The sequence below is a fragment of the Enterococcus avium genome (genome assembly GCF_002891025.1).
GTDB classification, from domain to species: Bacteria; Bacillota; Bacilli; order Lactobacillales; family Enterococcaceae; genus Enterococcus_A; species Enterococcus_A avium.
The window spans coordinates 407,466-429,175 of sequence record NZ_NBSL01000002.1 but is presented as its reverse complement, the minus strand read 5'-3'; the positions used below and the strand labels follow the sequence as shown (position 1 = coordinate 429,175).

The following is a 21,710-nucleotide window of genomic DNA, read 5'->3' as shown; positions in this document are numbered from 1 at the left end:
GCTTCTCCTCCCTATTTCTCTGACGTAGCGACTTGTTCAAACAGAGCAAGTGCCTCTTTGACTGATGTAGCAACGGCATTGGAGGATTTGGTTGCTCCTGTTACCGCTTCTACTTGATTCTTATTCGCAGGATCATTCTTCACTACCTCCAGCGTGTCATCGGTACCGTCGAACTGATCGATAAACTCTTTTCTCGTGACATTTTGACCAAGTCCCGGAGTTTCGTTAGAGGCATCCAGCACATCGACACCGATGACTTTGCCATCCATCACTGCACTCATGACACTCACGTCACTGCCGTAGCCATAGGCCTTTGTCACGAAAAGATAACCGACAGTCTTGCCACCACTATCCAGCGCTTTGTAGCCTTGATTGTCCCCTGCTACTTTGACTTCTTGAAAGTCATCAGCCTTAATCAGCTGGCTCATGACACTTTGAGTTTGCTCCCATTCTTGCTTGGCAATTCGGTCTTTAAAAACAGAACGTGTTCCAGCTACTGCAAAGGTGATCACTAGACAGATGATGAATAGACATAACGCATCGGTAAAAATGACTTTGGAACTGGATCGCTTCATTTTACCTTCGCCTCCTCACCAAAGACTTTTGGAATCGTCAAATTCTCAATATGAGGGACTAAAATATTCATTAATAAAATGGCATAAGAAACCCCTTCTGGCAGTGCCGCGAAGAAACGAATTAAGACGGTAATAATCCCGCAGCCGATACCAAAAATAATCTTGCCATTTCTGGTAATCGGTGAAGTTGTATAATCCGTCGCCATAAAAATTGCTCCCAGCAATAATCCGCCTGACATCATTTGATATAACGGATCTCCGCCTAATAAGGTAGAAAAAATGACCACTGTTCCGATAAAACAAAGCGGAATAATCGGTGAAATCACCTTTCTTACTACCAAGTAGGCGCCGCCGAGCAGCAAGGCTAAAGCACAGGTCTCACCTAGACTTCCCGCGCGTATACCAAAAAACATATCCAATAACGAGGGAATCTTCTGACCTGTCTGAGAGGCTGAAAAATAAGTCGCCGATGAAATGACGTCTGGTCGGAACATATAATAGTTCAGCGGCGGCTGCCAGGTACTCATTTGGGAAGCAAAGGACATCATTAAAATAATCCGCGCAGTGATCGCGGGATTCACGAAGTTTTGACCAACTCCGCCGAAAAATTCTTTTACGATCACGATTGCAATCACACCACCTAAAATAGCCATCCAAAATGGCAAGGTCACCGGCAGATTCAAGGCTAATAAGATTCCTGTGACAACTGCTGTCAAATTGTGAATCGAATCTGGCCGCTTTAAGATTTTCCGAGTGACATACTCACTGATGACACACGCCGCAACCGTTACAATAATCAAGATAAGCGCACGAAAGCCAAAGATAATCGTGGAGGCAATCACAGCCGGGATCAAGGCGATGATCACGTCCTGCATGATTCCTCGGCTGCTCCGTCCAGAGTGCAGATGGGGTGAAATGGAAACAGGTAATTTGTTCATTTGGCAGCCTCCCTTTCTAACTGTTTCGCTCGTTTCATTGACTGAACGAGTCTTCGGCCAGCCGGACAAACGAAGGCACAGCAGCCACATTCCATACAGGCGGAGACATTCAATTTTTTCAAGCCTGCAAGGTCATTATTATGAGTACAACGTTCGATTTGTACAGGCAACAGCGACATCGGACAAGCCTCCACACAGCGTCCGCAGCGGATACATGGTGATTCCTCCGGCAGTTGTTGTGCAGCTCCTAAAATTGTGATGGCATTGGTTTGCTTCGTGATTGGCAAATCGACAGAAAATTGGGCAATTCCCATCATTGGTCCACCTAAAATAATCTTGCTAGGTTCATCGATCAATCCGCCACAATAGTCAATTACTTCGCCGATTGATGTCCCCACTGGAACCACCACATTTTTGGGCTGCGCCACATTGCCATCCACAGTAATCCGCTTATGGGTCAGCGGCATGCCGATCTCGATATAGCGTTGCAACAGTGAGATGGTCGAAATATTCATGATTAAGCATCCAACCTCAGACGGCAATTTCCCTGGTGGAATTTTTCGTCCAGTGGTGGCGTAAACTAGCATTTTTTCCGCTCCTTGCGGGTATAATGATGGAATCTCCATCACATCAATCGATGGATCACGATCAGCTAACTCATTCAAGTGATCTCGCAGCCTTCTTAACCCTTTTGGCTTATTACTCTCAATGCCGATAACACCATGAGCGATATTCAGGTACTTCATCACCAGCTGCATTCCTGCAATAATCCGTTCCGGATACTCCAAACTTTCGCGGTAATCCGATGTAATGAAGGGTTCACATTCTGCCCCGTTAATCACCAGCGTATCAATCGGTGTGCTCTCATTAACATTCAGCTTTACGTGCATAGGAAATCCGGCGCCGCCAATACCAACAATGCCGCTATCTCGTGCTGCCTTCAAAAGATCCTCCTTTGACTGGATCTCCACCGGCTTGGGTTCCGGAAATTCCACAGGCAACCCATCACTTGCGATATGAATCGCGTCACACATCTGACCATTCGCCATCAAAACCGGTTTGATTCCCTTTACCTTTCCAGAAACAGAGGCATGGATCGGAGCTGAGACAAAGGCTTCCGAATCCGCGATTACCTGTCCGACTGTGACAACGTCCCCTTTTTTAACCGTCGGCGTACAAACACCTCCAATGTGCTGCTGCATTGGAATGGTCACAATTTTCGGCGGGGCCATAAAAACGCTTTCAAATTCTGCCGTATTTTTATTATGGGGGACTTTGACACCTCCTTTAAACTTTGCGATTGCTTTCGTTAATGTTCCCATAGACAAACCTCCCCTGTGGTCCAACAAAATCATTGGGCTTACTCCTCATTTTGCAACATTTCATACACCAGCAGGCTTATTCTTACCCCAAATAAATAATAGAAGAAAAATGCCGAAACAGTGAAGCTGAACCTGTAGCTGGCTTGGTTTTAAACGTTCATTTGTTTAATCCGAAAATTTTTTTCACAAAATGATTCACAAACTTCAGTATCGATTTTATCAGTATACTTATACGTTTATGATAGCACAGTGAAAAACAAATGTAATTAGTTTTCACAAACTCACAAAAAAAAAGCGCCTAATTTCTTAGGCACTTTTAATCGCTTATCACTTATGGTGTATTGGAAATGGTCCACTGCAGAGTGGTTTGATAAGTTCCCGTTTGTTTTGGGGTATTTTTAGGAACAAAAAGCTGAAACTGATTCAGCGGCATCTCAAAATAGCCGGAATCCGTAGTGGCGCTCAAAGAAAATAAGGTCACTTGATTGCTGGGGAGCATATGGACTGTCTGATTTGAAATGTAAAAATAATTTTGAAAGTTGCTATTTACTCCACCTAAGACGATATCTAGCCGAGCATTAGCTAAATTCTTCTGCCCGCTTACCCAAGAATTTGTTTGCGCAAGTTTCAGCTGCCAGGCTTTTGCTGTAGTACGAGTATCATCAATTCGGATCGTTCCTGTTTGCAGCGGATTAGCGCTACTCCCACCGATATAGGCATTCCATGTTTCATCAACTTTCGTTTGAACCGGATGACTGCCGAAGTTCAAACTGCTTGGCAGTAATTCATTCTTCATCGTCAGGCTTCCAGCGGCGAAATAAAGATTTGTATTACCGCCATAGTTGCTTAACAGCTGGACATCAAAATTATCTGTTTGAAAAATTCCGCCCCGTACAACAGCCGTAAAATCTTGTGTCAATCCTGTGGGGCTAGAGACCAATGTCGGAAACGAAACGCTCGTTGACCCTAAAATGGAAGCCGCTACTAAATTTTTGCTAACTGTCGAATTCGCATTGCCAAGGGTACTAATCGTATTCGTCAAAGCAGTTAAGAGGTTATTTAAGACTACATTGATTAAAGGTAGAGGAGTGATTCCCTGAACGATCGCTTGTATGGCCTGTAAACGTATGATCAACGCGTTCGTTATAATTGGCAGCAGTCCTTGGCTAATACCCGCTCTTAATAGAGTCGACGAATACTGCTCTACCGGAGATAGGAATACCTGACGTCCGAAGTCTTCCTTATTCAATGCCGTAACCGTACTGTTAAGATTTGTCACCAGCGTACCCAATCCCAAGGTTGTCAGTAATCCGGTCAATGATGTTACCAAATCCAAAACCGTTCCTGTTACAGCCTTGATATCAGAAGCCAGTACCGTGACTGTGGTATCTACAGTGGCATTTCCATCTTTTTGAACCTTACCAGCTAATTGCGCCGGTACATTGACAAATACATACTTCGCACCTGTCCTTCCCGCCGTCGCGCCTATTGCTGTTGTTCCATTTATCGTAAAAGTCACGGGCTTATTCGCAACATTTAAATAGGGTGCTGCTGAAGTAGTCCCGCTGTTGTTGCTCACTTGTGTATTTGAAAATAGATCCAATGACACCGCACTCACAATGATATTTGAACTGGTTAAAAATAGAAAAATAGCTAGTCCTGTAAGCCAACATTTATGAATCAAACGAAGCCGCTTTTTCGTCATTTTATCTCCCCCTTTATTCTCACTTGGATTGCTCCCTTCAAAAATTTCCTTCGCGAGAAAATAATCGATGACAGGTAAAAATTGATCATTTATTTGTTTTTAATTGCCATGCTTTCTTAGATAATCCAATAAAAAAGCCCTTTATTTCTATACCTTCTCCCTTAATTAAAGCTGGTATATCAAAAAGTGAAAAATATTTTGCTTAACTGTGAAAATTCTGTGAGCAATCTTATAGCGTTATTTTCTAATAAGCTTATATAATTCCGACATAAGAAATATTTTCTTTTCTGCGCAGAAAAGAGCCACTACATTTTTCCAAAGAAAGGGGGAGACAATTGAAGACACAGATTGGAATCCTCTTGGTTTTTCTGTCACTCTTCGTTGTCCCTTCTCCAACGAGCGAAGCGGCCGTTACCAACGGAAAGGTTCAGTACTATTACGAAAGCAGTACGGCTGCTAGTGACAGTTCCACCGCAAGCTCTCAGAACAGTACTAGCGTAACAAGCAACAGCACGACTGATGTTGATAATCATAAAGAAACACCTGCTTCATCCAGTAATCGAAGTAGCATGCAGCACTCAGGCATTACCCGATTTATGCAAACAAATGATCAACGGAATATCTTTTTAGTCATTATTGGATTACTGATCCTCGCAATCGCTTTTTTAGGGTGGCGAATCGTCAAAAATAGGAGGAAAAACGAATGAAAAAACAAGCAGCCTTATTCATTGCCGCGCTTTTTGCCGGTAGACTATTTACCTTTGCAACAGGCGCTCACGCTGCCGACACCACCGGTACCGTTGACTATACATCTGGCGGCATCACTTTTGATCCGCAAATACCCGGTGACCCAAGTGCGGCTCTGCCTACAAACTTGAACTTTGGTTCGCACCCAATCCAAACAACACAAGCAGAAACTTGGACAGCTACCTCTGATGGCGAACAAGCTTCTCCAGTAACAACTGGACAAGTTGCTGTCAGCGATAATCGCGGGGCAGCTGGTAGCGGCTGGTCTGTAAAGGTCGCTCAGCCAACACAATTCACGGCTGGGCAAAGCGAACTTTCTGGAGCGATCCTATCCTTTACTGTCGGAGCTCTTACCAACAACGTGAACTCGCTACCGACAGGTGATGGAATCGCCAATAACAGCACGGTTGACTTAGTTCTTGGTCAAACAAACTCCGTCATCACTGCACAAGCCAATCAAGGGGCCGGCGAAACTGCTTTGCCGATCAATAAATTTACCTTGAATGTACCAGCCAATACGGCAAAGACAGCGGCCCAATACCAAACAACAGTCGTATGGACCTTCTCATCAACACCAAGCTAAAAACTCGGGCAGAATCCCGACTGCAGCCACGCCTACTGTGAAGGCGATCCCAGGCTGTAGACCATGATTCTGCCCTTTGATTGATAAATAAAGGGGAAAGAAACGATTGAGAGAGACTCTTCCATTACGCGGAAAATACAATTGAAGGAGACAAAAAATGTTAAAGCAGCCCATTTCATTGATTCGAGGACTGTTCCTCGTACTAGCCTTTTCATTTTTACCAGTTGTCGCTCATGGAGAGTCATTGGATAGCTTTGATGCGGTGATTCACCCATCAGAGCATCAAATCGGAAAAGAACAGCTTTACTACGATTTACAGTACCAACCAAATGAAACCGAGCGACTAACAGTTACCTTAACTAATCGGACAGAGCAGCCGATCAAGTTGAAGGCCGCCTTTAATCGTGCGGTCACTAATAGTCTGGGTGTCGTTGAATACTCCGGGATGAATGAAGATGAGAGTGATTTCGGTCCCAATATCAACGACTACGTCAAGCTCAGTGATCGAGCTATTGATTTAGCACCAAAGGAATCAAAGGATATTCATTTGGATGTAAAGATGCCAGACAAAGAATTTGAGGGAGTCTTAGCTGGCGGCCTTTACATCGAACAAATTTCAACCGAAAAAGTCGAAGGCAATATCAAAAATGTGTTTTCACGAGAGATCGCCGTCCTACTGCAAAATAAGACGGACGAAGTAAAACCAGATTTGAAAATCGCCCAAGCAAATGCCCTTCAGGTCAATCACCGCAATGCAGTGACCGTGACTGTTGACAATGAAAAATCAACCTACGTCAAAAATACAGCCATTGATTATCAAGTCGAAAAAGATGGCAAAACTCTCACCAAAGACAAGAAAGAAAAGTTAACCTTAGCACCAAGTTCACGCATGCCCTTCTTGATTCAAATGGACAATACGGAGTTTTCTCCAGGAACCTATACCGTCAAAATGACTGTACGCTCCGGAGAACAAAAATGGACCGGCAGTCCAACCTTCACCATAAATCAAGAAAAAGCCAAGGCTTACAATGTTCAAGATGTTTCACTTGAAAAGGACACGACAACACCTTGGATCTGGGCAGGGATCGCCGTGATCATCCTATTACTAGCCGTCGTAATCTTCATGTATAACCGAAACAGGAACTTGAAGAAGAAAATAGATGGAAAATAAAAGAAAGCGGCGCCTCTTCATTTCAAAAGAGGCGCCGCTTTTTTTTAATAAGGTTGAGTAGCTAGACGGATTGTTACTAAAATAAACAACGTTACAGCAATACAAGAAGCACGATACACAGCAAATTAGCAGCTGCTAAAATAAATGAGCCAAAAACAATAATTCCTATTTTCTCCCGTAATGACTGCCGAAGGTCCCATCCTCTTTGACGGGCCAATACTTTTGTACGCATATCCTTTTCCTCCTTACCCATTCCAAAATAATAATTGTCCAAAAAAGTCGTTTGATTCAAATGCCGTCAATCATTCAGCGAATGCTTTTGCCTTTAAGAATAAATCAGTACAAATCTATCCTTCTGTACACCTAGATTATATACTGAAAAGGATTTGGGTTACCCCCAGGAACTTGTTAATCTGTTAAAAAATTGATTATTCGTAACAATGAGAAAACTCTGCGGTCACCTTCCCCCTCTTGTCTAAATAATCCAACTTGTCGTTTTGATAGATAGTCTCGTCTACTGTCAACGAGATTTGACATGACAACAAAAACAAACTACTATAAATGATAGTAGTCGTTCTACTATCACTCGTAGATAGATTAAATAGAAAACTGGATAGAAAGAAGGGTTTAGCGATGCGAACGATTGATTTGATTGTTCTGGGAATTCTAAAAAAAGAATCTCTCAGTGCCTATGATATCCAAAAACTTATTGAATACCGCAACATTTCTCAATGGGTAAAAGTCAGTACGCCAACAATCTATAAAAAGATGCTGCAGCTGGAAAAACAAGGCTACGTCAAAAGCACCCTGAAGAAAAATGGAAAGATGCCTGAAAAAGCCGTCTACTCATTAACCAAAAAAGGCAAGACTGAATTCGAGAAATTAATGCTGGGGATCGCTGCTCGCCCTATCAATATTTTTCTAGATTTCAATGCCGTGATTCTCAACCTCGACAGTCTCTCCCCCGCAGATCAAAAGGCCTGCATCAGTATCATTGAGGCTAATGTACAAAAAATGAAAGCAACCTTGGAAGAAAGCCTTCTAACCAACAAGGCTGAATCAGATATTCCTGCCACTGGAAAAGCTGTGATGCATCAGCAGTTACTTTTAATTAAGGCCATTGAGGAATGGATTGTTACTGTGAAGAAAGGATTTTGAGGATAATAATCGGAGGACCTATCTATGCTAAATAAAGAAAATATCTATAAGAGTTCATTTTCAACAATCAATGGCAATATGATTATCCTTTCTCCCCATCCATTACTGCGACCCTATATTGCCAATTATACTTTTACTGATCCTAGCAAAATGCATCCGCAGCAAACAATTCTGCCCACCATCAGTTCAACCCTTGTGTGTACCTTTCAAAACGGTCAATTTACCGCAGGTCTTCGAGGTGTAAACACAAAACCAACGATGATTGCTGACTATGCGCGGCAATTTGATTTTATGTTTTTAGTAGAGTTTCATGCGTCTGGACTTTATCCTTTTCTGAACATTGATCAGCATCACCTGGCTGACAAGGGATTTCTCTTTGCAGATTTAAATCAGGCATTGTTTGAACAAATAGCCGAAGCATATTACACTGCCAAAACGATTCATGAATTGGCGAGTAAATTGGATCAAATTTTCTTTGAAAAAATAAATCAAATAGAATTGAATCCTGCGTTTTGCATCGCTTTTGAAATACTCCTTAAAAGCAATGGATCAGTTCGTGTAAAGGATCTGGCAAAGGAAACGTATTACAGTGAAAAGCAATTGAATCGCTTATTTATGAAATATGCTGGAGCGAAGGTTAAAACCTGTTCTCGAATCATCCGCATGAAGCGAGCTGTTGATCTATTACATAGCAAACCCGAAATGTCCTTGCTATTTGAGGAGACCGGCCATCATGACTATGCTCATTTTATCCATGACTTCACCGCAATCTATGGGATCACTCCTAAGAAATACATGGAAACGATGTCCCTTTTTTACAATGACCCCTATAAATTGTAAAGGTATACTTTCAAGTAAAGAAGAAAGGTAGTTGAAGTTTATGTTTTCACCCTATATCCGTTTTAATGGGGCATGCGAAGAAGCATTTTTATGGTATGCCCAACTCTTCAATGGCAACATTCAACACATGTCTAAATACGATGAGATGCCTGAAAATCCTAATTATCCAATTCCCACAGAACTAAAAAACAAAGTCATGCATGCGCGACTTGCTATCAGCGAATTTGATGGCATCACTGGTGCAGATTATCCAGAACCGATAGTAAAAAATGGAAATGTCGCTATCCAAGCCCATTTACCTGAAGAGGCTATGGCTAGAGAGGTCTTTTCGGAGCTATCCAATGAAGGAACCGTTGTCGCAGCAATCGCCAGCAATCCCCCACCCGATGACAGCAGTATCAGCGGCTGTGTGAAGGATAAATACGACGTGACTTGGATCATTTCAGCGATGAAATAGCTTAATAATTCTCTATGAACCAATAACGATTTCGGTTATTGGTTTTTTCAAATTGACCTAGTAGGTAAATCCTGCTACACTCTAATTAACCTACTAGGTAAGGAAGTGAGCGCTTTGACTGAAATCAATACGACTGATCCAAAGATTCAACGAATTCTGAATGCAGGATTGCGGGAATTTTCCCAACGTGGCTATGAGGAAGCGTCGACGAATCGAATCGCAAAAGCGGCTGGAATGTCGAAGGCCTTGATGTTTCACTATGTAAAAAGTAAAGAGGAGTTGTTTTCGCTCTTATTGGATTATTGCCAAAAGACAATCGCTGAGGATTATTGGACGAAATTGAACTGGCAGGAAAAAGATGTTTTTAATCGATTACTGCACTCTTACATGTTACAAATTGACTTGATGAAACGGAACCCTTGGATTCTTGATTTTACGAATGTAAAGATTGAAACAAACTCTGAGATGATCAATCAAAAAGTAGCTGACCTAGCTAAACGACAGCATTCTTCTTGTGAAAAGGATTTATTTGAAGGGATTGATGAAACGAAATTCCGAACAGGACTTAATGTGGATCGCTGTAAGCAATTGATTCTTTGGGGAAACATCGGCTTTACTAATGAGATTTTGGATGGATTGAAAAATACAAATCCTGAACAGATTGATTACCAAGCCATCACCGATAAGCTAACACAGTATTTAGAAGACCTTAAAAGCGTTTTTTATCAAGAGTAATTAGAAATGAAAAAAGTGCTGATTCTTGCTGGTTGTCTCTTGTTTTTTTGGTCTTTCTCACAATTAGGCACAAAAAATAACCCCCTGCAGAAAGAAGGTTTTGTGATGCCAAACGAAGCAACTACGATTGCCTTTCCCCTCCGTGGTGAATGGTACACTGAAACAAGCCCAGCTGATCGGGTTCCAAGTCATGGAACGAATCGTTTTGGACTGCGCTATGCCTTTGATTTCATTCAAAAGGATAAGAATGACCGTTCACATACTGCTAATTCAGCCGACTATCTGTTAGGAGGGATTCCTTTAAAAAACTACTATTGCTTTGGTCAGCCTGTCTATGCGCCCTTTACTGGTGAGGTCATCACAGTGAAAAACAATACCTCTGATGGCGAAAAAGCCTCATGGCTTCATGATCAAACAACCGCTATTCGCCACTCCCTCTTTTTCGATCCAGAACGAGACGGCTTCGAGGCAATCGCTGGAAATTATATCGTCATCAAACGAGCTGCCAGTATCTACGCTGCTTTCTGTCATCTGCAAAAGGGTTCAATTGCTATTTCAGAAGGAGAACACATTGCAGAAGGAACCTATCTTGGCAACGTCGGACATTCTGGAAATTCCACTGAGCCGCATTTACATTTTCAACTGATGGATTCTGCTATAATCGAATCAGCAAATGGTCTCCCTTTGGTTTTTGATACCTATGAAAAATACAATGGGAACACGTGGGAAATCATCCAAAATCAGTTTCCCGCTGCTGGCGAACGTATTCGTTCGTTAAAGTCAGACAGAAAATAGGTGAAGCGTTTGGAAATGAATAATCTATATAAACCTCAGAACCATCAAGACCTGAGAGATTGGTTAGAAGAAAATGCTGCAAGTGCAAAAGATTGCTGGGTTGTGATTGATCGCAATCAAACCTGACCTATTTAGACTTCGTGGAGGAAGCTCTTTGCTTTGGCTGGATCGACGGTACCAAAAAGAAGCTTTCCGAAACGGAAATTGGGCAACGGCTCTCACCTAGGACGAAAAAGAGCCAATGGACCGAGCTGAATAAAGAACGAGCTCGCCGTTTAATCTATTTAGATTTGATGACTGATCTAGTTCGAGCAACCTTACCGGATTTGTCTCCAGAAAGTTTTGTGATCGATCCGCGAATTATGCAGGCACTCGAAGCAGATCCTGAAATCCAACAAAACTTTTCAGCCTTTCCAGAGCTTTATCAGCGAATCAAAATTGATAATATTCAACGCTATGGTGCAGATGTCGAACTATTCGAACGACGCTTGGAAAAATTGCTGACAAACACCAAAGCCAATCAGCTTTTCGGTGCTTGGGATGACAACGGTCGATTAAGCAGCTACAAAAAGAACTCTTAATAAACATACGGAAGTGAATCACTTGGTTTACTTCCTCGTATATTAATATTGTCAGATACATTCTGACTGGTTATTCCTTTAAACCTTCTTTTTGGTTTAAACTTGTAGTAAGCAGATAGAGGTCGTAGTTTTCCTCCTTGAAGCCTTGTCTTCCTCAAAAAGACTGACGCCTCTTCTCTTGCGACAGTATATGAATGAGCTAGATAGAACCTGGTTTCTGAATATCTAACGAGGCTATATCGTCCAAGAGCAGAGAGGATAACCGCTATCTGACAAATCCTTGAAAGGATCTGATTGAATGTTTTTTCTCGGTATTGATATTGGTAAGCAACACCATGAAGTTGGAGTGATTGATCAACACGGAAAATCGATCGGAAAAACCATCCGTATCTCCAATACCAAATTTGGCAGTGAACAACTGCTTGCTTTCTTCAATAAACACGCGTTACTTCCAGAAAACACCATGGTCGGAATGGAAGCCACTGGTCATTACTGGCTGTCCATCTACACTTTCGTGCATAAGCTAGGCTTTCATACCACTGTTTTCAATCCAATACAGTCCGATGTATTACGCGATTTTTACATTCGGAAAACAAAAACTGATACGATTGATGCTTTATTGATCGCCCAAGTCATTCGATTGGACTTGCCTGATAAAACCGAACTTCCCGCAGAAGATATTTTCCGATTGAAACAGCTGGAACGATTCCGCTATGGTTTAGTGGATCGGTGTTCTGACTTAAAAAGAAAAATTCTTGCTTGTTTAGATCAGGTCTTTCCTGAATACGATCAGATTTTTTCGGATGTGTTTGGTTGTTCTTCCACGCAAGTCTTACTAAATTCTCCTATTCCAGAAGATCTTCTTGAGATTGATGCCGAACGTCTCATTGAAACCATCAATACCGCAAGTGAGAAACGGTTAGGAATCGCTCGCTCAGAAGAAAAAGTGATGAAATTGAAAGAAGCTGCGGCACATTCTTTTGGCATTTCAATTGCTTCTGATGTCTTCAAGTTAGAGATTCAAATCATGTTGGAACAGATTCAGTTGCTTGATTCTCAAATCAAGATCATTGAAGCAGAAATTCAAGAAATCGTTTCAAAACAAGAAAACTATTTGACGACCATTACAGGGATTGGTGACATTACTGCCGCTGTCCTCATGGCAGAAGTCGGGGATATCAAACGTTTTGAACGCCCCAATCAGCTCCTTGCTTTTGCTGGACTGGATGCCTCTGTTCATCAGTCTGGAGATTTTACAGGAACCAAAAACAGACTTTCTAAGCGTGGTTCTCCTTATCTTAGAAGAGCCATTTGGCAAGCTGCTTTTGTCGCCGCATTTAAAGATCCTGCCCTTTCCTTGTATTATCAAAAATTGAGAAAACGAGGAAAGTCACATGGAACCGCCATTGGTGCAGTTGCCAGAAAACTCGTGAATATCATTTTTGCCGTTTGGACACAAAACAAACCTTACGAAGTTCATTTTCCCGAAGATATCTCCGAAAAATAAATTTTTCATTCGATTTTTGGAGGTCTATTTGGTGTGTTTTCTTAAAGATAAAAGAAATTCCTTTTTCACTTGACTAATTCATAGCTAGCTTTTTGTTATTCCCTTCGTTTTCGCAGCCGTTCTATCAGCCTTCCGCGTTTTTTCTTTCCTCTCGTTGGCACAGCAGTTGCCGATAAGGAATCTGGCTCTTCCTCGAGTTTAACTAGCAGTCGGAACCTAACTGGATGTGTCTCCTCAATGACGCTAAAATCTTCCACCGTTCCGCCCTTTGGCACCATTGCCATAATCAAGGACGCTGCTTCGCTTTCAGAGATAGCTTGCGGTTCGATTCCTTTGGGCAGCTCAAATAACAGCTCAAGCATTCCAGGCTTGATTAGTTCTTGCTGAACAATCAGGTCTTTCGGATCCTGAATAGTATCTATGGGGCTTTGCTCGTTTACTGGTTTCGTTTTGGGACTTTCTAATTGAGTGTCAGTTTTTTTATCGAAAATCGGTGTCTCAATTGTTTCGATAAATTTTGCAGTAATAACCTTCTCAAAAAAATTAACGCCATCCTTTTCAAAGATATCTAACGTCGTCAATTTTTCTAGCGATGTTTTAATTTCCTTCGCTGTCTTATTTGGATTGGCATGTTTCATCCGCCATGAATGTTTTCTGCCATTACTTTTTTCAAATGTTGCCGATAAACTTAACATGATTTCACCTCTTCTTTTAGTCTTAATAGGTCACTCTTTCCAAACGTCATGAACCTGCCAACCTTGTCAGTGGTTCTTTCATGAATTGAGTATAGAATTTTTCGATTTTCTCTGTGATATAGGTTTTGATTGAAAACAGTCTGATGGATACGACCTTCCACTCATCAGAAGAAAAATAATGCTTGAAATAGAAATAATAGCGGCGCAATATCCGAGAAGTCTTAGTCTCTAAAAACAGCTTACGAACAAGCCGTTTCATGAAAAATGAAAAATCCTCTTCGCCTAGTTCGTCTCGCACCTGAAGCGCTATCAAAATTTGAATAGTTGATCCCGCATCACGGGTTTCTTGGTAATGTTTATCTATTCGTTTCTCTAATGTTTTAGGTCGTAGCGAAAAAACTTGTCTTGGTGTAAATAATGCTTCTGTCAAAATAATGCTCCTCTCTGATTGGTTTGTGATCACGCCTCGACTATAATCCTATGAAAACACTCCTGTCAATCGACAAAATTTTTTTAATGTCCGTTTTGGAGCCATTCGACAACGACAAACCCGCTTCGTTATGCGAACTAATCAAAAAAAAAACTTAGAATTTTATTTTCTATTAAAAAAAGAAACCGTGAGATTCGACTATTTTGCGTATCTTATTTCTTGTTTCTTACGGCTAATAGCGTAAAATGAGCATAGAAAGACAGTGAAAGGGTGTTTGCGATGGAAAATTATGTCATCCGAATCGATATTCCCGAGGTTGAAGAATACTTGGCACTGCGACAGATTTGCGGATTGTCTGCGCGAGACAAAGAAGCCAGTAAAACGGGATTAGCTAATAGCATTTATTCGGTTATTATCCGAAATAAGACCGATGAAAAATTGATCGGAATGGGGCGAATCATCGGAGATGGCGGTACCGCTTATCAGATTGTGGACATCGCTGTCCATCCAAAGGAACAGGGAAAAGGTCTTGCGAAAGCGATCATGGCGCTGCTGATGAAGTACATTCACGATGAGATCAATCCACAGGCTTATGTCAATCTGATCGCTGACAGACCAGCAGATAAGCTTTATGAACAGTTTGGCTTTGTAGAAACCGCACCTGAAAGCCTAGGGATGTATTTGAAAAGATAAAATAATGACAAAAACAGGATTCCTCGAATGAAAAGGAATCCTATTTGTCAGTTTATTTAGTGAATACTACAAAACCGGGTAATTCTGGATGATCAATTACTAGCCCCTCGTGAATCGAACGCGCACTCCAAAAGATCATTAAATCACCTGCTGCCATAAAAATATTAAAGGCAGAAAGTAAGATCAGCTCAGTATTTGGAAACAGCAACGACAGGAAAAAATAGCCGCCCCCTAGTACCACAACTGGTGCTAATACACCGATTTTATAGGCCTTTGCCTCCAGCGCTTCTTTACAATGACAATACGGCATCAGCTCCTTGACATTAAAGCCAAAGGTGATGCTTTTCATTTTCTTTTTTGCATAATTCGCCCACGTCAGGCCATGAATCAGCTCATGAATTGGAATGGATACAATAAACAGAATCAGAAATAGGAGAAAATTAATCTCCCATAATGGCGATGCATCCGCTCCCCAGCGCCAAAAATAGCCAATCACGACCAATACGATAAATGGAATTGGCAGCAGCATTCCCTGTGTCCCAGCTTCTTTTGCCGAAAAGGTCTTATCCTGCATACGATAGTCCTTTTCTTCCATTTCCTGGCAAAGTGCATCGAATAACTCATATTTTTTGTTTATTTTGCCTTTCTGATGCTTTTTCTTCATACCGTAACCCCCTTTTTCCTATGCCCTCACATATTTTTTTAACTCCTTTTAACCCTTTCTATTGCCATCATATACGTTTTTACCTATCCGCGTCAAAATTTGAAGTCAGGTTATCCTTCATTAGAAAAAACCAGAAACTTTCCTAAAAAAGTCTCCGGTAGATTGATCATAAGTTTGCTTTTGTAGCACACCACATTTCAAGAACGAAAAGTGACTTTGACCTACTCTTCTTTTTTTAAATAACCTACACAAAAAGGCAGTATCAAAACGATAATGGCAATTATTAAGCAAACCATAGTCAAATAAATAAGCACTTCATCAGTTGGGCAAATCACACTAAAAATCACAAGAAAATAGAAAATCATCTGAAGTATCCGACTTGCTTTATTACTCCTTCGATAAATTTTTTCGTTTCTACTTGAATCCATGAGCGTCATTCCTCCTAAATGAAAACCAGACTATCTATCACTGGGCCACTCAACAACAGGAATAAACCATTTGAGACTGCTTACACGCTATATATAAACCAATCTCCCCTCACTACTATTATAAAGGATTGTTTATCGTTTCACTTGTTCGTTTTTTTGTTATTTTAGTAAATTATTGGTATTTTTGGATTCTTAATTTCGGTCTAAACCATACTTTTTTGTATATAAATTAAAAATTCCAATCTACTATTCATTGAACAATCGGCAAAAAAAATCAGCGAAGATTTTTCGCTGACCCTAAAAAAAATATTCTATCTCAATTTCTGATTGATTTGTTTAATCTCGCGCTTATATTTCAAATAATGGAATATCCAAATAGCAAAAAAGATTAGAAAAAAGGAGAAGGAGGCCGACAAAACCACCTGCCACTTAAAGGGAAACCATTGATTCACCCAAGCCACAATCAAAAAAGCAATAAATCCTCCGCCCATCTGGATCAACGTTTGAACAAGAAGCGACAACTTTTTCAATTCATAGATCAGACTCAATAATCCGATCACTACCGATAATAGAATAAAGCTAAGGACGATTTTTCTGACTTGATTATCGGCATAAATAAAGGCAAACAGCATGCAGATGCTACTGCCAAAGCCGACAGATTGTCCTAATAGTTTAAGTACGCGTTTCATTTTGACCCCTCCTTTTGATTCCTAAATGCTGTTTCAACTGATCGACAAACCGACGAGAAACGGTGATTCTTTGACCGTTACTCAAATAGGCAAATAAACTGCCAGAAAAGGCAATCTCTAATTTTTGAATAGCCTTTGTATTGACCAAGGCTGATTTTGAAACTTGCAAGAACTGATCACTTGGCAGTTCTTCTTTTAGTGCCGTGAGAGACTTGCGAAAAGAATACGTTTCCTTTGCGGTATAAAGTGTTACGATTTTATTGAAGATTTCTAAATAAATAATTTCGGTTTTATTTAATAAGACAAACTCATCCTTTACTTTGATCACTAATTGCTCCTCTTGAAACGCCTCTAAACAGCTGACAAGCTGGTTGCCTGTTTTCTCTTCTGCCGCGCGAATCCGTACCTCGGGCGCTATCCAATTCTTTCCGATTTCCACTTGAATCTTCAACCCCTTCAACATGGATCATCGCCACCTCCTTCTCTATCTTTATAGTAAGCCATTTTTGAAGAGTAAAATAGTCTTTTTTCCTTTCCGGTAAACAGCGCGCCTCATCCGGTAAAAACAAAAAATGAACCCTTCTTATGAAAGAGTTCTTTTGATCTCATTCTTCTGTTTTCTCATTCCCAAGATCTCTAAGTTATGCGCGCCAAGTAGTCTAATCCATCCTTCCAGTACTGTTAAGACTTCGCATGTAAAGAGGAGAGAGGAGGTATTAGCCTCTATTTTCTAGATGAAATTGACTACCTGGCACACAACAGCAGGATTCTTTTATGCCTCCTAGCCCAATAGTAATAGCTGTTCTAAAGAAGATCAATCAAGCATTGTCCAGTGTGTCTTACACTCGAATCATTGATTCTAAGCTTTTCATCCGTTAAAAGATATGGTCTACTTTTTTTGATGCCTTGAAATTTATCAAACTGAATCATAACCATCAGTAATCAACTAAAAGATTGAAAAACCATTTTTTTCGCAAATCATTGAGTATTTAGAGGATTTGTCCAGAAATGCCCTTTTTGAAAACAAAAAACCGAGTAAAATTCTTCACTCGGCTTTCAATCAGTTTATTAAGCTGTATCAATTAATCTTGGACCATTTCGACACCGACCGGCTCTGCCGCGTAGTCAGTCTCGCTGTCCGTTTCCATCGGACGCTCTTTCAATTCAATTTCAAGCTGATGCTGCTGCAAAATTCCGATCTTTTGTGTGATCAATACCAACAGTTGTCTCAAGCTTTCTTCTGAATTGATTTTGTTCTCAACAATTGCCTGACAAAGGTATTCGATTTGATGACTTAGCTCAAATAGTTCTAAATAGCTTTCACTATTACGATCAACCTCACGAATCAACTGCCAATCTGTATCATGATAATAGGTATCATACATGATAAAATCTAATCGATAAACGCCCAGTACGAACAAATCCCGTACTTTCTGACTTTCTTTCAACAGCTTCGCCAGCTCCGTCGAACCATTCGCGATTTCTCCACCCAATTCTACTAGCGCCGAATAATTATTTTGATATTCCTTTTTCAGCTTCGTAAACAATCGCGTTGTCTTATGCACTTCCTTCTGCTTTTCCCGATATTTCAAGTATTGAAACATCAATAGCGCTGCTAAAAATGAAAAGAAGCAACCAAAGAAAGCTGTTGACGCATTGACAAATGTTCGAATGACATTGATGTGTTCTCCGAAAAATGCTCGGTTAAAATAAATCAATCCGATGCTGATCACCGCAATGACTTCACCGACCAATAAAACGGCTAAAGCAACAATCGCTAATTTTTGTTTTTCTGAAATCATTTTTCACCACACATTCAGATGAATGCTTCTCCTTATATTTTTTCTCCCAAACCCCTAAAATTAAGTTACTTTCCCTCCTTGCTTTATTCGCTAAATACTCCAGAAATTATTTCCAGCATATTTAATCAATAAAATGACTTTTTTATAACGAAACAGATATTTTAGCGTTTAATAACGTTTTTTATTATATCATTTATCATCCGTATAATAAAGACCTTCTGAACTTTTTGGATAATTGTTTTATTTGTTATATTTGAAATAAACAAATAATTCACCAAAAAAACACCATTGTCTACAAGCTGTAAACAATGGTGTTCGCGCCTATTTCATGTTGTTGTAAACATAATCAGAGACTTTCAGTATTTCTCCATAACGGAACGGTCGCTACTCTTTCTTAATCAACCCTTCAACCTGCGGCAATCCAATCCCTGCCGTATAAACTTCAATCAAGCCTGACGGCAATTCCAAATCCTCCGTATGTCCTTTGACATTCATGTGGATCGTCTCTTCTTTATCTGCTAAGATTTTTTCTTTGAAGTCTGGATCAGATAATGCTGCCACACCCATCGACGCCACATCGCCGTAGTTCAGTGCATCCAAGGCATCATCGGCTGAACGAATCGTCCCTGAGATAACTACCGGCACTCTGCCTGCCACAAACTTCTTGATCACTAAGCTAACTGGCTCAGTAAAATCGCCTCTTTGCGGCATCGCCTTATAAGCATCTTTACCAAAGTTTCCGCCTGCTGCTGAAGATAAATCAAGAAAATCGAGGTCTTGTTCCAACAGCTTATCGATCAATTTCAATGAATCATCCAAGTCATACCCGACCATCTCCCCATGAATCTCTTCCGGTGAAATCCGATAGCCGACAATTGCCTCAGGATTCTCTGCTCGCGCGACTTTCAAGACTTCTTTCGTCACTTCAATGGCAAAGTTCATCCGCTTTTCAAACGAGCCGCCCCAATAATCCGTCCGTTGATTTGAATAGCTAGAGAAAAACTGCTGGATCAAATAGTGATTTGCCCCGTGAATCTCCACACCGTCAAAGCCGGCTTTTAACAAGCGCTGGGCCGCTAAGCCAAAATCCTTCACCACTTGCCAGACTTCATCTTCTGTTAATTCGGTTACCTTGTATTGCAAAAATGGAAATTCGATCGCACTTGGTGCGTAGGCCTTTCCAGTGACATAGCAGCCATACGCGCCTTCACGGCCGGGATGCTGAATCTGACCAATCGCTTTGCTGCCATTGCTCTTCATAGCCGCAGCTAATTTGCTGTAAGCATCAATTGCTTCATCATTAAAGATAGATAATTGTTTCGGATGTCCTTGGATATTTTCCTGAACCGTGATCGCACCAGTAATCAACAAATCCGCAAACTTACTGCGCCGCTCAAAGTACTTGATATCCTCCTCCGTTGGTTGCCCCGTTGCTGGATCAGCTGCGAAAACCACCATCGGACACATCGCGAAACGATTCTCCAAACGCCCGCCGTGCTTCAATCCAATCGGTTCAAATAATGCTGCATATTTTTCTTTCATTTATGATTCCTCACTTTCTTTTATACTCGTGCATGTGTTGTATACCAGCCGCCGTCGATCGTGATGGTCGCACCAGTGATGAAGCTAGCTTTAGCCGATGCTAAGAAAGCAAATAATTTCGCTGGCTCCCAATCCTCACCGATCCGCCGACTCGGGATCGCCTTCAATGCTGCTTCGGTTCCCAACATTTCCCACGCTTGATCCGGCATCAAATTCGTACGGATCAATCCCGGACAAACCGCGTTTACCCGAATGAAGGTATTGTCGCCTTCATCGATTTCCGTTACTGCTTTAGGTCGCCCAAACATATCCGCTGGATTATTATTTAACAACGCCGCCGCACTTTGCCGCGTGTAATTCAATAATGCGGCCTTCAAGACATTATAAGGAACCGAATCCCCAATCATGAAGGAAGCCACCGAGGCGGTGTGGGTGATACTCGGATTTTCCGACTTGCGCAAAAGCGGCACACAATATTTAGTAAACAATGCGGCATGCAGCACGTACAATTGAAAGGCCCGTTCAAACTCACCCGAATCCACCTCCTCAACCGTACCCACGATCGCAGAACCCGCATTGCAAATCAAGCTGTCTAATCTACCGAATTTTTCCTTCGCAAAAGCCACCGTTGCTTTGATCTGCTCCTCATCCGTCACGTCACATTTAAACGGCAAAAAGTTCTCGCCTAACTCCTTCGTTCGACTGAAATTTCGCCCAATCCCGATTACCGTTGCCCCCTGATCCAGAAATTCCTTCGTTGTCGCCAAGCCGATGCCAGAAGTCGCGCCAGTAATCATTACGATAGAATCTTTTAACATTTTATTTTCCCCCCTAGTTACTGACCGTCATCAAGCCGCCGTCGATCAAGACATCGGCGCCATTGATGTACTGTGCATCTTTCGAGGCTAGAAACGCGATCAAATCCGCTACCTCTTCTGGTTTCCCTGTTCGTCCGCAAGTAATATGCGCCATTTGATCATACATCGCCAAGACATCAGCTTCCGCCATATTGACACCATCTCGTTGGAAGATTGGTGTTTGGATAAAGCCCGGCGACACACTATTACAGCGCACGCCAATAAAGCCCTGGGCTTGCTGCTTGGTATACAGCACCACGGTGTTTTTCGCTAGATTATACAAAGGATTTTCAGAGCTGACAGTTCGGCTGGCGGCAGAAGCGGTATTGATAATACTTGCGTTGTTTTTCGGAGCATTTAATAAAAGAGGATACAATTCTTTGGCAAACAGCATCGGTGCCCGCAGCAAAAGACTGAAGCAGCGATCAAATTGATCGACCGTCACATCACGAATCGTGGTATTCTCACCAAAACCCGCATTGTTCACAAATACATCCAACTCATTGTCAAACGTTTCTTTGATAAAATCACACGTCTTTACGATCTCATCGGCATCCCGCACATCACAGGTCCGAGGAATAAACCGATCACCTAAATCCTTCGTCTTGCTAAAATTCCGACCGATCCCAATCACTGTCGCGCCCTCCTTGATAAACAGCCGAGCCGTAGCCAGGCCAATACCAGAAGTCGCACCAGTAATCACAACTTTGTAATCTTGGAACATCGTTCTACCTCCCTTTTCAAAAAGCAAAAAAACTTCAAATGAAAATAGGACAGTTACATTTGTTCAATTAGA

Annotated in this window: 26 protein-coding genes; 11 read left to right on the top strand and 15 right to left on the bottom strand. The window is 41.4% G+C overall.

What is annotated here, in order from left to right; translation table 11 throughout:
- Positions 1-11: 11 nt before the first annotated feature.
- The 4 genes from AUF14_RS02195 to AUF14_RS02180 all read right to left on the bottom strand — a co-directional run bounded on the left by AUF14_RS02195 (position 12) and on the right by AUF14_RS02180 (position 4,540).
- Positions 12-575, bottom strand: coding sequence for an FMN-binding protein (locus AUF14_RS02195; RefSeq protein WP_016180518.1), 564 nt, complete (start codon positions 573-575; stop codon positions 12-14).
- Entirely contained in the window at positions 572-1,513 is a 942-nt protein-coding gene (locus tag AUF14_RS02190; protein WP_016180517.1) for an RnfABCDGE type electron transport complex subunit D, read from the bottom strand. Before AUF14_RS02190 ends, AUF14_RS02195 begins: the two co-directional genes overlap by 4 nt.
- A complete protein-coding gene (gene rsxC, locus AUF14_RS02185; protein ID WP_193756238.1) occupies positions 1,510-2,835 on the bottom strand; it encodes an electron transport complex subunit RsxC in 1,326 nt (441 codons plus the stop codon). Before rsxC ends, AUF14_RS02190 begins: the two co-directional genes overlap by 4 nt.
- A 331-nt stretch (positions 2,836-3,166) precedes the next feature.
- Positions 3,167-4,540, bottom strand: a complete 1,374-nt coding sequence (locus AUF14_RS02180; RefSeq protein ID WP_016180515.1) for an adhesive domain-containing protein — start codon at positions 4,538-4,540, stop codon at positions 3,167-3,169.
- Between the two features lie 335 nt (positions 4,541-4,875).
- Here AUF14_RS02180 and AUF14_RS02175 point away from each other — a divergent pair, with 335 nt between their 5' ends.
- The 3 genes from AUF14_RS02175 to AUF14_RS02165 all read left to right on the top strand — a co-directional run bounded on the left by AUF14_RS02175 (position 4,876) and on the right by AUF14_RS02165 (position 7,041).
- Entirely contained in the window at positions 4,876-5,247 is a 372-nt protein-coding gene (locus AUF14_RS02175) for an LPXTG cell wall anchor domain-containing protein (protein WP_016180514.1), read from the top strand.
- A complete protein-coding gene (locus AUF14_RS02170) occupies positions 5,244-5,870 on the top strand; it encodes a WxL domain-containing protein (RefSeq protein ID WP_049218566.1) in 627 nt (208 codons plus the stop codon). The genes AUF14_RS02175 and AUF14_RS02170 overlap by 4 nt, the downstream gene beginning before the upstream one ends.
- A 157-nt stretch (positions 5,871-6,027) precedes the next feature.
- On the top strand, positions 6,028-7,041 hold the full coding sequence (locus AUF14_RS02165; RefSeq protein WP_016180512.1) for a DUF916 and DUF3324 domain-containing protein: 1,014 nt from the start codon (positions 6,028-6,030) through the stop codon (positions 7,039-7,041).
- A 91-nt stretch (positions 7,042-7,132) separates the two neighbouring features.
- On the opposite strand, the gene AUF14_RS22420 is transcribed toward AUF14_RS02165, so the two are convergent.
- Positions 7,133-7,273 carry a hypothetical protein gene (locus AUF14_RS22420; RefSeq protein ID WP_155856973.1) on the bottom strand — a complete coding sequence of 47 codons (141 nt, stop codon included), beginning with the start codon at positions 7,271-7,273 and terminating at the stop codon, positions 7,133-7,135.
- Positions 7,274-7,674: 401 nt separating this feature from the next.
- Between AUF14_RS22420 and AUF14_RS02160 the strand changes: the two genes are divergently transcribed.
- The 7 genes from AUF14_RS02160 to AUF14_RS02130 all read left to right on the top strand — a co-directional run bounded on the left by AUF14_RS02160 (position 7,675) and on the right by AUF14_RS02130 (position 13,114).
- Positions 7,675-8,199: a PadR family transcriptional regulator gene (locus tag AUF14_RS02160; protein ID WP_016180511.1), complete on the top strand. Its 525-nt coding sequence runs from the start codon at positions 7,675-7,677 to the stop codon at positions 8,197-8,199.
- A 24-nt stretch (positions 8,200-8,223) separates the two neighbouring features.
- Positions 8,224-9,039 carry an AraC family transcriptional regulator gene (locus AUF14_RS02155; protein ID WP_016180510.1) on the top strand — a complete coding sequence of 272 codons (816 nt, stop codon included), beginning with the start codon at positions 8,224-8,226 and terminating at the stop codon, positions 9,037-9,039.
- A 40-nt stretch (positions 9,040-9,079) separates the two neighbouring features.
- The gene (locus AUF14_RS02150; RefSeq protein WP_016180509.1) at positions 9,080-9,496 is read left to right on the top strand and encodes a VOC family protein; all 417 of its coding nucleotides are present in this window, start codon (positions 9,080-9,082) and stop codon (positions 9,494-9,496) included.
- Between the two features lie 105 nt (positions 9,497-9,601).
- Positions 9,602-10,231 carry a TetR/AcrR family transcriptional regulator gene (locus AUF14_RS02145; RefSeq protein ID WP_225844243.1) on the top strand — a complete coding sequence of 210 codons (630 nt, stop codon included), beginning with the start codon at positions 9,602-9,604 and terminating at the stop codon, positions 10,229-10,231.
- A 105-nt stretch (positions 10,232-10,336) separates the two neighbouring features.
- A complete protein-coding gene (locus AUF14_RS02140) occupies positions 10,337-11,026 on the top strand; it encodes a M23 family metallopeptidase (RefSeq protein ID WP_016180507.1) in 690 nt (229 codons plus the stop codon).
- Between the two features lie 140 nt (positions 11,027-11,166).
- Positions 11,167-11,607 (top strand): YdeI/OmpD-associated family protein, encoded by a 441-nt coding sequence (locus AUF14_RS02135; RefSeq protein WP_016180506.1) that lies wholly within the window; start codon positions 11,167-11,169, stop codon positions 11,605-11,607.
- Between the two features lie 298 nt (positions 11,608-11,905).
- Complete coding sequence (locus AUF14_RS02130) at positions 11,906-13,114, top strand: IS110 family RNA-guided transposase (RefSeq protein WP_049220023.1); 1,209 nt, start codon at positions 11,906-11,908, stop codon at positions 13,112-13,114.
- Between the two features lie 95 nt (positions 13,115-13,209).
- Here AUF14_RS02130 and AUF14_RS02125 read toward each other — a convergent pair whose 3' ends face one another.
- Positions 13,210-13,809 carry a DUF2922 domain-containing protein gene (locus tag AUF14_RS02125; RefSeq protein WP_016180505.1) on the bottom strand — a complete coding sequence of 200 codons (600 nt, stop codon included), beginning with the start codon at positions 13,807-13,809 and terminating at the stop codon, positions 13,210-13,212.
- 46 nt (positions 13,810-13,855) lie between these two features.
- Positions 13,856-14,239 (bottom strand): hypothetical protein, encoded by a 384-nt coding sequence (locus AUF14_RS02120; protein WP_049218569.1) that lies wholly within the window; start codon positions 14,237-14,239, stop codon positions 13,856-13,858.
- 279 nt (positions 14,240-14,518) lie between these two features.
- Here AUF14_RS02120 and AUF14_RS02115 point away from each other — a divergent pair, with 279 nt between their 5' ends.
- A complete protein-coding gene (locus tag AUF14_RS02115; RefSeq protein ID WP_016180503.1) occupies positions 14,519-14,932 on the top strand; it encodes a GNAT family N-acetyltransferase in 414 nt (137 codons plus the stop codon).
- Positions 14,933-14,984: 52 nt separating this feature from the next.
- On the opposite strand, the gene AUF14_RS02110 is transcribed toward AUF14_RS02115, so the two are convergent.
- The 8 genes from AUF14_RS02110 to AUF14_RS02075 form a co-directional block, all read right to left on the bottom strand.
- A complete protein-coding gene (locus AUF14_RS02110) occupies positions 14,985-15,596 on the bottom strand; it encodes a DUF3267 domain-containing protein (RefSeq protein WP_016180502.1) in 612 nt (203 codons plus the stop codon).
- A gap of 221 nt (positions 15,597-15,817) precedes the next feature.
- Complete coding sequence (locus AUF14_RS02105; protein ID WP_016180501.1) at positions 15,818-16,024, bottom strand: hypothetical protein; 207 nt, start codon at positions 16,022-16,024, stop codon at positions 15,818-15,820.
- A gap of 311 nt (positions 16,025-16,335) precedes the next feature.
- Positions 16,336-16,713, bottom strand: coding sequence for a DUF3021 domain-containing protein (locus AUF14_RS02100; RefSeq protein ID WP_016180500.1), 378 nt, complete (start codon positions 16,711-16,713; stop codon positions 16,336-16,338).
- Entirely contained in the window at positions 16,697-17,176 is a 480-nt protein-coding gene (locus AUF14_RS02095; RefSeq protein ID WP_016180499.1) for a LytTR family DNA-binding domain-containing protein, read from the bottom strand. The genes AUF14_RS02100 and AUF14_RS02095 overlap by 17 nt, the downstream gene beginning before the upstream one ends.
- Before the next feature lie 619 nt (positions 17,177-17,795).
- Complete coding sequence (locus tag AUF14_RS02090) at positions 17,796-18,515, bottom strand: hypothetical protein (protein ID WP_016180498.1); 720 nt, start codon at positions 18,513-18,515, stop codon at positions 17,796-17,798.
- 384 nt (positions 18,516-18,899) lie between these two features.
- Positions 18,900-20,057 (bottom strand): oxidoreductase, encoded by a 1,158-nt coding sequence (locus AUF14_RS02085; RefSeq protein ID WP_016180497.1) that lies wholly within the window; start codon positions 20,055-20,057, stop codon positions 18,900-18,902.
- A gap of 20 nt (positions 20,058-20,077) precedes the next feature.
- The gene (locus AUF14_RS02080; protein WP_016180496.1) at positions 20,078-20,875 is read right to left on the bottom strand and encodes an SDR family NAD(P)-dependent oxidoreductase; all 798 of its coding nucleotides are present in this window, start codon (positions 20,873-20,875) and stop codon (positions 20,078-20,080) included.
- Positions 20,876-20,888: 13 nt separating this feature from the next.
- Complete coding sequence (locus AUF14_RS02075) at positions 20,889-21,638, bottom strand: SDR family NAD(P)-dependent oxidoreductase (RefSeq protein ID WP_102865864.1); 750 nt, start codon at positions 21,636-21,638, stop codon at positions 20,889-20,891.
- Positions 21,639-21,710: the final 72 nt, after the last annotated feature.